Raw genomic sequence first — 12,232 nt, forward strand, 5'->3', positions numbered from 1 at the left:
AACCCACTTTCAGTGGTTTCTTTCAGTCGGCTTTAGCCGAAACCCGCGAATTCCATTCGCAACCCAAACCTATGGACTTCCAGTCCATAGTCGTTTAGTTCTTATTCTTGCGCCTCAGCGCCACCAGCAAGCCCACGCTCACTACCGCCAACAAGGCAATCAGCGCGTCGCGCACAAACTGGCCTTCCTTGGCTTCGGCTACCTCGGCCTGCAGGTCGCGCTGGCGGTCAAGCTGCTGTTTTTCGCGCTGACGCAGGTTTTCGGACTCATTTTGTAGCTCCGAGAGGCGCTGAGCGGTAAGGTTGCGGTCGTCGCGGCCGGTGCTTTCGAGCGTGGTGGTGGTGGCGGCGAGGCGCACCGAAGTGCTTTGGGCCTTACGGGCCGTTTCGTTCAGCACGTCCACAATTTGCTGGTCTTTGTCAACAATGCCCTGTAGGGCGTTTACCACTTCCTGCAAGTCCTTTTTGGAGGGCTTGTTGCCGAACAGGCTGTGACGCTGGGCCGTGGCGGCAGCGTAGCGGCGGGTGAGCACGCCGCGCTCGCGCAGCAGGCCGGGCAAACGGCTGTCGGGCGGGAGCGTATCGGGCTGCCCGAAAGCGGGCGAAATCAGCGCGCTGCCAAAAAAGGAGAGCAGGGCCAGCACGCCAACAACGGCCAATCTGGGCCGGGGCTGCGTTCTTTGTGGCAACAGGCAGGTGGGGTGCAGGGAAGATGTCATTATAAATTTAGCGGTGATGAAGAACTATACGGGGCTCCTGTGGGGTGTAGTTGGAATGCTGGCAGTGGGGTGCACGGCCAATCAAAAAGTGCCAGCCTTGTACGGGATGGCCGCCATGCCCGGTGCAGCCAGCGAAACCGCGAGCAGCATTAGTCTGCCCTTTGTGCTGCGGGACGTGAGCACGGATAAAACCTGCGGCTACAGCGAGAAAAACCTTGTGCGCGTGGGCGGTGCCCGCTCGGCCAGCCTGCGCAACCAGCTCCGCTACCTCAATGCCCTCAAAGGCCCGCAAGGCCAGGCGGTGCCGTATGAGCGTTAGGCCAGCTGCTGTGCTTTGAGGACCCGGCGCGGCGCTATAGACAATGCCGTGATGATTGATGTGTATGCAGTGACGTAGGCCGGCAAAAATACGCCCGTCACCCTGCACATCAACATGTGCCAGGGCGGAAAATTGCTGGCTCCCGTGGGCTTCACCGGCGCCCGCTAGCAGCGAACACGCGGCCGGGCGTTGGCCACAAATCCGTTACTTTTATAGGTATTGCCGTCGCTATTCTACCTTCAATGCCCACCCGCTACTATCCTCGCCTGGCAGCTTTAGCAGCCGATGCTACGGCCGCCCCCGCCGACCAACTCCCCAAGCTGCGCAAGCTGCTGGAAACGGTGCTGCGCGACGAATGCAAGCAGCAGGAAGCTCCATTTGTGAACCTGAACCAGGCCATTGGCCTGGTGGCGTATGGCCGCAGCCTGCCGCTGCCGCTCCGCCAGGAGCTGCAGGCCCTGCGGCTGTCGGCCAACCTGGTGGTGCACGAAAGCTATGCCGGAACCGTGGCCGAAGTGGCGCGTGGCTTCGCGGCCGTGGCCGCCCTGGTGCTCTACCTGACGGGCAAAGCCTACGAGGGCCCCGCCTGGCACCAGCCGCTGCCGGAAACCGAGCGCCCGGCAACCACCGCGGCCTCCAATAATTTCTTACCCGATGCCGGTGCCGCTGGCCGCGCCTGGCGGGTAAACGTGCTGCACGCTGATGAGGTCACCGGCGTCATCACCGTGGAAATGGCCACTTCCGCCGATGGCTGCCCCAGCGGCCCCTTCCAGCTGGAATTGCCCGCAGCTTATGTAAATGTGCTGCCGCTGGCCGCCGCGCTGCATCCCACGCTGCACCTCATTGGGCCGGTGCTACTGCCTGATGGCAGCGTGCGCGCCCGGCGCGTGGTGCTCGAACCCGACTACCTGATAAGCGTGACCACCGTGGCCGAATGCGCCCAGGCCACCGCCACCATCCCGGAATGGGCCCTGCTGAATGCGTTTCTGCCCGACGAAACTTCGCGGCCATTAGTTCTGGGGAACTTAGTCAATCTGCTGCTGGACGAAGAAGTAAGCCACGCCGCCCGCCAGGTAGAAAAAGCAGCCTTGGCTAAAACTCTGGCTCCGCAACTCATGCCAGCGGGCGAAGAGGAAAGTGCCGATGCCGCGCCGTCGGCAGACCCCAAGGGCGTCACTGCCAGCACCACCGTCGATGACGAAGACTTTAACGTTGATAAGTTTTTGCGGCAGCGGTTGTTTCGGGCGGCGCCGCTGGCCCTGAGCACGCTGCCCGAGTTCCAGACGCGCACCGGCGTGCCCGAGCTGCTCAACGACCTGCGCCGACACCACCGCACCCTGCGCGAAACCCGGGCGCAGGGCTTTGTGGCCCAGAGTCGCACCGGCTACCAGCAGGAGCCGCTCCGTCTGGCCGACTGCTTTCTGGAGCCTACGTTTCTCTCGGCCACCTACGGCCTACAGGGCCGGCTCGACTTGCTGCACGAAAGCGCCACGGGCTACGATTTGGTGGAATTGAAAAGCTCGACCAAAGTGCCTCACGCCGAGCCCTGGAGCAACCACGCCGCCCAGGCGCAGCTCTACCGCCTGCTGCTCGAATCCGTGTTTGGCGCCGATGGCGAAACCGCTGGCCGGGGCCGAACCAGCATCCTTTACTCCAACGCCGCCAGCGGCCAGGCCGCCGTGCGCCGCGTCGACCAGGACCAGGCAATGATTGACCGACTGCTGTCGGCCCGCAACCAGCTGGTGGGGGTGGAGCTGCAGCTGGCCCGCGCCACCGGCCCCCGCCAAACCGCCTACCTCTTGGCCCCGGTGCTCAAGCCCAACCTCGCCGCGCTACCATCCTTCGGCAAAGCCAAAGCTGAAAAAGTAGCCAACGCCTGGGCCGCCGCCGACCCCGTGGAGCGCGCCTACTGCCTGGAGCTGGCCCGCTTCTCGGCCCGCGAAATGCGCCTGACTCTGCTTGGGGATGAGGCCAGGCCCGGCGATGCCGGCGGCCAGGCGGGCCTTTGGCTGCTGCCCCAGGCCCGCAAGCACCAGAACTTCAGCCTGCTCGATGACCTGGTGCTGCTGGGAGACCACAGCAATGCCGATGACGACGCCCGCGACGGGCTGGGGCCGCACCTCGTTTTTCAGCGCCCCGCCGGTGGCCGGGAGGTGAACTTCCGCGCCGGCGATACGCTCATTCTGTACCCGCGCCGCCGCCACCGCAAGGAGGCCGATGGGGCGGGGCCGGCAACATCGCAACTCACGGTGCTCGATGCGCAGGTAGTGAAAGTGGTGCTGGCCGAAGACCTGGGCACCAACGGGCAAGTGGTGCTGAGCGTGCGCAACCGCCGCATGGCTCCGCGTTACCTGATGGGGCATTCGCACTGGGCGCTGGAGCCCGATACCTACGACACCTTTCGGCGGGAGTGGGCCGGCCTTTCGGCGTTTCTGTGCCTGGCGCCGGAGCGCCGCCGCCGCCTGCTGGCCCGCACCGGCCCCCGCGTGCCGGAAGGTTGGGCAGTGGCCAGCGCACCGGCCACCACGGCGCCCGAAGTGGTGGCCCGCGCCCTGGCCGCGCCCGACTGGTTTGTGCTCTGCGGCCCGCCCGGCACCGGCAAGACCCGCGCCGTGCTGCGGGAGCTAGCCGCGAGCCTCTATAAGCAAGACAAGCAGGTGCTGCTGGCTGCTTACACCAACCGCGCCGTGGACGAAATATGCGAGCAATTGGTGGATGCGGGCTTGCCCTTTATTCGGGTGGGGTCGCGGCTGGGCACGGCACCACACTACCGGCCTTACCTGCTGGACAACATGCTGCGCGACTGCCCCAATCGCCAAGCGGTGCGCGAGCGGCTGGGCAACTGCCCCTTTTACGTAGGCACGGTGGCCAGTCTGCTGGGCAAGCCCGAGCTGTTCGTGCTTAAGCAATTCGACGTGGCGGTGGTGGATGAAGCCAGCCAGGTGCTGGAGTCGCCCATGCTGGCGCTGCTAGCCAAGGTGAAGAAGTTTATTCTCATCGGCGACCACCGGCAACTGCCGGCCGTGGTGGCCCAGGAGCCCGAAACCAGCGCCATCGCCCCCGAGGTGGCCGACCTGCTGCGCCACGAGCTGGGCCTCACCAACCTGCGCAACTCGTACTTCGAGCGCCTGTTCCGCCGCGCCGAAGCCCAGTGGCCCCACGCCCACGGCACCTTGGCCGACCAGTACCGCATGCACCAGGACCTGGCCGCGCTGGTCAACCAGGACTTTTACGAAAACCAGCTGCGCTGCCCCCAGCCGTGGCAGGCCGCGCCGCTGGACCGGAATACCTGGCCAGTTCCGGCCGCCACCAATGAGCTGGCCGCCGCTGTGCGTAGCCAGCGGGTGGTGTTTGTGCCCACCCGCCGCCAGCCCGAGGATTTATCCATGAAAGAATCCAGCCAGGAGGCCGAGCTGGCTGCCCAGGCGGCGGCCTACGTGGTGCAGGGCTACGGCCCGCTTTTCAACCCCGAAACCACCCTGGGCATCATTGCCAGCTACCGCAACCAGTCGGCGCGCATCCGGGCCCGCCTGGCGCAGCTGGCCGTGGAACTGGAGTTGCCCGCGCTGGTGCTGGTGAGCGTCGATACCGTGGAGCGGTACCAAGGCAGCCAGCGCGAGGTGATTATCGTGAGCTTCTGCTGCCACCACGAGCACCAGCTGGAGCTGATGGTGTCGCCCGATGAAACGGGTAAAGTGGACCGCAAGCTAAACGTGGCCCTTACGCGGGCCCGCCAGCAGCTGGTGCTGCTCGGCAATGAGGAGGTGCTGAGCCGGGCGCCGCACCACGCGGCGCTGCTGGCCCGGGTGCGGTAAGCCGGTATTTGCTTTCAGCAGCCGGAGCCCTAAATTGTGCGTGAATAGAAACGCGCTGCATTGTGCCTAAGCTGCGTTAGGAAGTGGCTTCCAGTAATTTGTCTTTTGCGTCTGCCCATGAAAAATTATATCCCCGTCCTGCTGCTCCCGGCCCTGCTGGGCCTGACCCAGTGCATCATGCAGCGCGAAGGCGCCTACCCGGTGCAGCCCATGCCCGAAGCCACCCAGACCGGCGCGAACACCGCCGGCTGCCTCGTGGACGGCCTGCCCTGGGTCGCCCACCACAGCGGCACCGGCATTGGGGCCCTTCGCGCGTACGCCCTGACGGCCGAATGGGACAATTTCTCAGTCGGGCGGCCCCACCTCGCGCTTTCCTTCGCCAAGTACATTGACGACCAGGCGCAGGTGCATGACGCCACGGGCGTGAAACTTCACCTGCCCGGCATCACCCGACCCGGCACTTTTGTACTCGACCAGACCCCCCGCCCGCTGGTCAGCAGCGGCCCTATCGGCTACGCTGCCTTCACCTTCTACAAGACCAATCCGAACCGGGAGCTGCTCACGGGCCCCGATGCGCCTGGCCGCGTGGTCGTGACCCGGTTCGACACCCTGGCCCGCGTCGTGTCGGGCACGTTCGAGTTCACGGCCCGCCAGGCTTCGGGCGGAACCACCGTGCGCGTCACCGAGGGCCGGTTCGACTGTAAGTTTTAGGCACCTTACCGGTGCTTCCTCAGCCCGACTTTTAAATTTGTCGCCTTGATTCCATTGTTGATATAAAGAATCTTTTTTCATCCCAAACCCCCTTTACTAAAGAAGCTTTGTACCCTTCAGTTGCTGGCGCTGGGTAGCTCTTTCGCCAGCCGGCCCAGGCCCAATTCCGAGAGATGGCGCGAGATATCCAGTTCGCAGGTCTGCACCACGTAAGAGGGACGGCAGCACGAACTACTCAGTTCGCACTACCGCCCCTTACTTCTGTAGCTTCTTAATAAATTGGTGCTGCGCGGGCTATTTAACGTCTACCAGCTCCACCTCAAACCGAATTACCGAATTAGGAGCAATGACGTTTCCGGCGCCCGTAGAACCGTAAGCCAGGCCCGAAGGAATGATGATTTCGGCCTTTTCGCCTTTGCGCATCAGCAAAATACCTTCCTCGAAGCCCTTAATGACTTGATTGGAACCAATTACGAAACGCAGGGGAACGTTGTTCTGCCGGGAGGAGGCATCGAAAATGGTGCCGGCGGCGTCGAACAGGCGGCCGGTGTACAGCACCGAAACCGTGGAGCCTGCCACAGGCCGCGCCCCGTTGGGGTCGGTAGTGATGGGCAAGAAATACAAGCCAGAAGGCTGTTTCTGAGCCGTGGTAATACTTTTGTCAGTCAGGTACTTTGTGATTAGAGCGTCGTCCACGACTTTGTAATCGACTACTTCCACCTCGAAGCGCACCACCGCGTTGGCCGGAATGGCGCCGCTGCTCGACGAGCCGTAGGCCAGGGCTGAGGGGATATAAATTTCGGCTTTGTCGCCGTAATTCATGAGCGCAATACCCGACTCAAAGCCCCGAATCAACTGGTTGGAGCCCACAATGAAGTTGATGGGCACGTTATTTCGTTTGGAAGATGCATCGAACACCGTTCCCGCGGCATCGAGCAGACGGCCGGTGTAGAGCACTGAAGCGTAAGCGCCAGGCGTGATTTTGGCGCCGGTGGCACTCTTGGATATGGACCGGAAGTAAATGCCGTTGGGCTGCTTCACGGCATCGGTGATATTATTATCGGCCAGGTATTTTTTGATAATGTCGTCGTCGATTCCACTAAAATCCTTAGCCTCGGGAGTGTCTTTCTTGCAGGAGGTGGCGGCCAAGCCCGTGGCAGTCAACGATAGCAGTAAAAGGAAGCGGAGCGCAACCCGGTAAAACGGTGTTTTCATGTTTTGATTTTTGTTGTAAAAATACGCCCTGAAGGGCATAGATGTGCGCCCCGGACCCGCTGCCATAATGCCAGCCGCCTGCTGCTGAGTTCCCGGACTGCTTGCCGCAGTAATTATTTCAGCGCCGTGAGCACCCGCTTAATCAATTCGTTGGGGCTGCCGTTGTGCCAGCGCCACACCACCACAATGTCGTGCTCGGGGTCTACCCACACGGTGTTTTGGCCCGCGCCCAGGGCGGCGTAGCTGGTGGCTGGTGCATCGGGCCAGGCTTTTTGCTCGGTATTCAGCCACCAGAGGTAGCCGTAGTCGGGGCCTACCGGGCCGCGGGTAGTAGCCTGCTTTATCCAGGTAGGGGACACGATTTGGCGGCGGCCCCAGCGGCCCTGCCGGAGCATCAGGTACCCAAACCGGGCCTCGTCGCGGGCATTGATGACCAGGCCACCGCCCCAGCGCGTGCCACCGCTCATGGAGGGCATGGCCTTGCCCTGCACGGTGGCCACGGCGTTGGGGTAGGGCACCCACTGCCAGGTGCCGGAGGCGCCAATGGGGTCCATTATCGCTGTTTTCAGCACCGCGGGCAGGGGCTTCTCCCAGAGGCGCAGCAGCGACAGGGCCAGCCGGTTGATGCGGACGTCGTTGTACTCGTAATACGTGCCGGGGGCCTGAATGGCGCGGGGTTTACGCTCGCCCTTGCCGAAGGCTTCCTTCCCCAGGAAATTGGCGTTTTTGCCCCAGAGCTCGCCTTCCCACTCGCTGGTTTGGCGGGCGTGGTGCTCCCAGGTAATCTGCCGGTTCTGCTCGGAGTCATAGCCGCCGTCCTTGATATACCCGGCCACAGGGTCGTGAATGTCCTTAATCAGGCCACGGTCAAGGGAAATGCCCAGAATGGTGGAAAGTACACTCTTGGCCACGCTGTAGGTGGGGTCCGGGCGTTGGGTGTCGCCCCATTCGGCTACAATGTAGCCGTGGCGCAGGATGAGGCCATTTGTGGCCGCGCGGCTGGTGGGCATGGGCCCCAGGAGCTTCCCGAAAATCTCCTCCTGGGTGGAGAAGTTGGGCGTCATCTGGGTGGTTTCCTGGGTTTGAGCAAAGGCCACGGCGGCTGCCAGGCGGTCCGGGTCGAAGCCGGCTGCAGCGGGAGCCTGCCGCTGCCAGGCGGTACCGGGAGGCGGGAAATAGGCAGCGGGCCCGGCCGTGGCGTCGGTGGTGGGAGTGGCCGGACGGGTGCAGGCCGACACCAGGGGCAGCACCAGTAGCAGGAGTATTTTTCTTACCATAGGCCCAAAGTAAGGCCCCCTGCTATGTATGCCCGTAAAAAAGGGTTTGCGCTTGAGCGCAAACCCCCTTCGGGCCACTCGGAGCAAGCCTACGGAAAGATGCCGAGTGACTGGTAGCTCACGCCCACTTTCTCAATGGCGCTGTAAAACGCCGCCGTGCGCAGGTCCTGGATGCCCTTCACGTCGTTCATCACCGCCCGAATTTCGTGGTAGGCCACTATCATGGTGTCTTCCAGACCGGAGCGGACGAGGTCAATTTCGTCGGTGCCGTGCACGATGAGGGCGCGCTCCTGCGGGCTGATGCTTTTGCCCGTGCTTTGCTCAATGGTGTTCACCAGCCGCTGCAGGGAGGCCTCCTCCGCGCGCTTGCCCATGCGCCCAAAGCGGACGTTGGATAGATTTTTCAGCCATTCGAAGTACGAAACCGTGACGCCGCCGGCGTTCAGGTACAGGTCGGGCAGCACCACGATGCCGCGTTCGAGCAGAATCTTTTCGGCGCCCCGGGTAACGGGTCCGTTGGCTCCTTCGGCAATTACTTTTGCCTTGATGCGGGCGGCGTTGCCCTCGTGAATCTGGTTTTCGAGAGCAGCGGGCAGGAGCACGTCGCACTCATATTCCAGCAGCTCGGCGGTATCGGGCACGTTGGTGGCCCCCGGATAATCCAGAATCGAGCCGCTGTCGGTGCGGTGCTGCACCACGGCTTCCACGTCGAGGCCATCGGCGTGGTAGATGCCACCTTCCCGCTCGGCAATGCCGGTTATCAGGGCGCCGTCTTTTTGCAGGAAGTGCGCCGCGTGGTAGCCCACGTTGCCCAGGCCCTGCACGATGATGCGCTTGCCGCTGAGGCCGCTGCCCAGGCCGATTTTCTTGACCATGTCCTCGTCGTTGAACAGCTCACGCAAGCCGAAAAACACACCCAGACCGGTAGCTTCCGTGCGGCCCCTGATGCCGCCCTGGCCCACGGGCTTGCCCGTGACGCAGCCCAGTGCGCTGGTGTCGCCGTATTTAAAGGTGAGGTAGGTGTCGGCAATCCAGGCCATTTCGCGGCTGCCGGTGCCGTAGTCGGGCGCGGGCACGTCGGTGCCGGGGCCGATGAGGTTTTTCTTGATGAGCTCGCTGGCGTAGCGCCGCGTCACGCGTTCCAGCGTTTCGACGGAGCTGGTGCGGGGATTGATTTTTACGCCACCTTTGGCACCGCCGAAGGGTACATCGACCAAGGCACACTTAAACGTCATGAGGGTGGCCAGCGCCTTTACCTCGTCTTCGTCCACGTGCACGCTGTAGCGTATGCCGCCTTTGCTGGGCAGCTTGTGGTGGCTGTGCTGCACCCGAATGCCCTCAAACACCTGGATTTTCCCTTCGACCTCCACCGGGAAATTAACCTTGTAGATGCTGTTGCAAGCCTTGATTTGGGCCAGAATACCGGGGTCGAGCTTGGAGAAGCTAGCGGCCTGGTCGTAAAACTGCAGCACGCTGTCGTAGAAATCCTTTCCCTCTATTGGCTGGCTCATGCTTACAAGTTTAGGTGGCAGTATGCGCCTGCTAACGGCAAATCCTATTGCACCGTTGTCCGGTTGAGAACCAGCAGTGGGCGCGAAGCATCGCATCGTGCCCTATTCTTTATCTGGCCCTGGCCGTTGGCTGGCGCGCGTCTGCAACGCGCTGCCGACTGGCGCCGAGCCTGCGTCCCGCCGGTGAATGGCGCGCGTTAGGGCCGTAAAAAACTGCCGGCCCAAGTCGCAGGCTCGAAACCAGTCAGCCACGCGTCACAGACGCGCGACAGCCCAGCAACTAACGTCAGTTACTTTATCTGGCCTTGGTTCTGAGACTCGGCCACCAGCTCATCGGGCAGTACCACCTTAGCCTTGGGCCGCTTGTAGAAGTAGAGAATCAGAAGCGGCAGCAGCGTTAGCTCGGCCACCACGCCGAAAAGCAGCGTCAGGCCAATGAGCAGGCCGACGTAGAACGTGCCGTCGAATTTGGAGAAAAGCAGGGTGGAAAAGCCTCCCACCAGAATCAGGGAGGTAGTGATAACCGCCTTGCCCGCGAGCAGATACGTGCGGCGCACGGCCTTGAAAATGTCAGGTTCCTTCGCTAACGTCAGCCGCAGCTTCGAGATGAAGTGGATGGTGTCGTCGACGGCGATGCCAAAGGCGATGGTAAAAATGATGCTGGTGCTCACCTTCATGCTCACGCCGGCCAGGCCCATCACCCCGGCCACAATGACGATGGGCAGCAGGTTGGGGATGAGCACCACGATGGTCATGCGCAGGGATTTAAACAGCCCAAGCACAATCAGCGTCACCATCAGCACATCAATGGCCATGCCCTGAATCATGTTCAGGGTGAGGTTTTCGTTGTTTTTGTCGATGAGGTTAGACGAACCCGTGAGGCGAGTGGTCAGCACAGTGGAGTCAACGGTGGCGCGCAGGTGCTGGCGCAAGGCGTCGTTCAGCTTGCCGGCTTGCACGCTGCCCACGTCGGCCATGCGGCCCGTGAGGCGGCCGGCCGAGCCGTCGGGCAGGGCCAGGGCGCTGAATTCTGCTTTTTTGCGGAACAGCCTGAGCTTGCCGCGCAGGCGTTTCAGCTCCAGTGTGTCGGCCGGGAGGCGGTATTCGGCCATCCCGCCGCCGTTCAGGGCCTTGCGCACCGACTTGACCAGCGTGACGGGCGAGGCGGCGAAGCGCAGGCCGTAGGTAGTTTCGAGGTAGCCCTCAATTTTCTCGGTTTCCCGCAGCACGTCTAGGTCGTAGATGTTGCGGCCGGACGCCGGCTTTAGCTCCATCTCAAAGGGACGCACCCCGGCAAACTGCCGCTCAAAAAAGGCGAAATCCTGCCGCACCGGGTCGCTTTTCGACAGGTCGTCGAGCAGGGCCGAGTTGATGCGCACCCGCGTGGACAGGCCGATGGCCGTGGCCAGCACCAGCCCGCTCACGATGAAAACCAGCCGGCGGCGCAGCAGCACCTGTCGAAACAGGCGGCCCAGCACGCCGTCCCAGCTGTGGCCCTGGCGGCGCGGCTCGCGCAGCTGGGGCTTGCCCAGCAGCACCAGCATGGCCGGCAGCAGCGTGAAGCTGAGGATAAAAGCCAGGATAATGGCCACGCCCGTAAACAGCCCGAAATTGTGAATGGGCCGGATAGTGGACGTCATCAGCGTGAAAAACCCCAGGCTGGTGGTGAGCGCCGAAAGCCCTGACCCAAACCCGGATTCTTTGATGGTGGTCCAGAGCGCCTCCTTTTTACCGGCGCCGTAGCCCAGCTCGCTCACGTAGCGGCTGATGATGTGAATGGTATCACTCATGCCCACCACGAAGAGCATGAGCGGGAGCAGGGCCGTCATCAAGTCGATGCTCACGCCGAAGGCCGACATTACGCCCAGACCCCACAAAATGGCGCCCAGCACCACTATCAGCGGCAGCACCACGCCCCACCACGTGCGGAACGTGAGCCAGAGCAGCCCCGTGACCAGCAGCACCGACAGCGACATAAACACGACCAATTCCCACTTCAGGCGGTCGACAAACACGGACTGCGCCACCAGCTTGCCGGCGAAATGCACCTGCTCATCGGGCAGGCCCAGCCGGGTGATGCCGCCGCGCAGGGCCGCAAACAGCGAGTCGCCGGGCGGCTTTTCCAGGTCGGGGGTGATTTGGAGGACCAGCGCCACCGCCCGGGCATCAGGGCTGAAAACATTGCCCACTAGGCCGGGCGTGCGGTAAATCAGGGTGGAGTCGTCGGCCCGGCGGGCGGGCTCCTGCGCATAAGCGCCGGGGTGCAGGTACGGGATATTGAATACGCCCAGGCCCTCCACTACCGGGTTGGCCAGGGTGGTGGGGGAGGTCACGCTCAGCACGTGGCGCTGGCGCCGGGCCAGCTGCGTGAGGGAATCTACCTTCGCCAGGAAAGCGGGGTCGAAAACCGTTTTGCCGGCGGGGGCTTCCAGGCCCAGCAGCACGTAGTCGTTGTCGTTGCCGAAGCGTTGGGTGTAGCCCTGGTAATAGTCGAGGTCGGGGTCGCCGGCAGGGTAGAAGTCGTTGAAATTGTAGTTGAATCGCAGTTGCGCGGTCGAATACGCGCTCAGGGCGGTGATGAGGCCCAGCAGAACGAGGGTGAGGTGGGCAAGGCGACGGATGGGCATCGGGCAAGCCGCGCAGCCGGGACAAACCCCAACCCAGCA

Annotated in this window: 8 protein-coding genes; 3 read left to right on the plus strand and 5 right to left on the minus strand. The window is 62.9% G+C overall.

What is annotated here, in order from left to right; genetic code table 11:
- Positions 1-94: 94 nt before the first annotated feature.
- Positions 95-718: a hypothetical protein gene (locus BEN47_RS11190; protein WP_125921628.1), complete on the minus strand. Its 624-nt coding sequence runs from the start codon at positions 716-718 to the stop codon at positions 95-97.
- Between the two features lie 16 nt (positions 719-734).
- Here BEN47_RS11190 and BEN47_RS11195 point away from each other — a divergent pair, with 16 nt between their 5' ends.
- From BEN47_RS11195 to BEN47_RS11205, 3 genes are all read left to right on the plus strand, one after another.
- Positions 735-1,037 (plus strand): hypothetical protein, encoded by a 303-nt coding sequence (locus BEN47_RS11195; RefSeq protein ID WP_070728510.1) that lies wholly within the window; start codon positions 735-737, stop codon positions 1,035-1,037.
- A gap of 242 nt (positions 1,038-1,279) precedes the next feature.
- Positions 1,280-4,852: a DEAD/DEAH box helicase gene (locus BEN47_RS11200; RefSeq protein ID WP_070728511.1), complete on the plus strand. Its 3,573-nt coding sequence runs from the start codon at positions 1,280-1,282 to the stop codon at positions 4,850-4,852.
- A 117-nt stretch (positions 4,853-4,969) separates the two neighbouring features.
- The gene (locus tag BEN47_RS11205; RefSeq protein WP_070728512.1) at positions 4,970-5,563 is read left to right on the plus strand and encodes a Riean_0653 family protein; all 594 of its coding nucleotides are present in this window, start codon (positions 4,970-4,972) and stop codon (positions 5,561-5,563) included.
- Between the two features lie 294 nt (positions 5,564-5,857).
- On the opposite strand, the gene BEN47_RS11210 is transcribed toward BEN47_RS11205, so the two are convergent.
- The 4 genes from BEN47_RS11210 to BEN47_RS11225 all read right to left on the minus strand — a co-directional run bounded on the left by BEN47_RS11210 (position 5,858) and on the right by BEN47_RS11225 (position 12,193).
- Positions 5,858-6,727, minus strand: a complete 870-nt coding sequence (locus tag BEN47_RS11210; RefSeq protein WP_070728513.1) for an FKBP-type peptidyl-prolyl cis-trans isomerase — start codon at positions 6,725-6,727, stop codon at positions 5,858-5,860.
- 164 nt (positions 6,728-6,891) lie between these two features.
- Positions 6,892-8,055: a serine hydrolase domain-containing protein gene (locus BEN47_RS11215; protein ID WP_070728514.1), complete on the minus strand. Its 1,164-nt coding sequence runs from the start codon at positions 8,053-8,055 to the stop codon at positions 6,892-6,894.
- Between the two features lie 89 nt (positions 8,056-8,144).
- Positions 8,145-9,566 carry a Glu/Leu/Phe/Val family dehydrogenase gene (locus tag BEN47_RS11220; protein ID WP_070728515.1) on the minus strand — a complete coding sequence of 474 codons (1,422 nt, stop codon included), beginning with the start codon at positions 9,564-9,566 and terminating at the stop codon, positions 8,145-8,147.
- Positions 9,567-9,856: 290 nt separating this feature from the next.
- On the minus strand, positions 9,857-12,193 hold the full coding sequence (locus BEN47_RS11225) for an efflux RND transporter permease subunit (RefSeq protein WP_070728516.1): 2,337 nt from the start codon (positions 12,191-12,193) through the stop codon (positions 9,857-9,859).
- Positions 12,194-12,232 lie beyond the last annotated feature (39 nt).

Source organism: Hymenobacter lapidarius, assembly GCF_001816145.1.
In the GTDB taxonomy this organism is placed as follows: domain Bacteria; phylum Bacteroidota; class Bacteroidia; order Cytophagales; family Hymenobacteraceae; genus Hymenobacter; species Hymenobacter lapidarius.

Bases quoted from the DNA above. Each gene is read 5' to 3' on its own strand.
- BEN47_RS11200 (WP_070728511.1), top strand. From the start codon at position 1,280: ATGCCCACCCGCTACTATCCTCGCCTGGCAGCTTTAGCAGCCGATGCT.
- BEN47_RS11190 (WP_125921628.1), bottom strand. From the start codon at position 718: ATGACATCTTCCCTGCACCCCACCTGCCTGTTGCCACAAAGAACGCAG.
- BEN47_RS11205 (WP_070728512.1), top strand. From the start codon at position 4,970: ATGAAAAATTATATCCCCGTCCTGCTGCTCCCGGCCCTGCTGGGCCTG.
- BEN47_RS11220 (WP_070728515.1), bottom strand. From the start codon at position 9,566: ATGAGCCAGCCAATAGAGGGAAAGGATTTCTACGACAGCGTGCTGCAG.
- BEN47_RS11215 (WP_070728514.1), bottom strand. From the start codon at position 8,055: ATGGTAAGAAAAATACTCCTGCTACTGGTGCTGCCCCTGGTGTCGGCC.
- BEN47_RS11195 (WP_070728510.1), top strand. From the start codon at position 735: ATGAAGAACTATACGGGGCTCCTGTGGGGTGTAGTTGGAATGCTGGCA.
- BEN47_RS11225 (WP_070728516.1), bottom strand. From the start codon at position 12,193: ATGCCCATCCGTCGCCTTGCCCACCTCACCCTCGTTCTGCTGGGCCTC.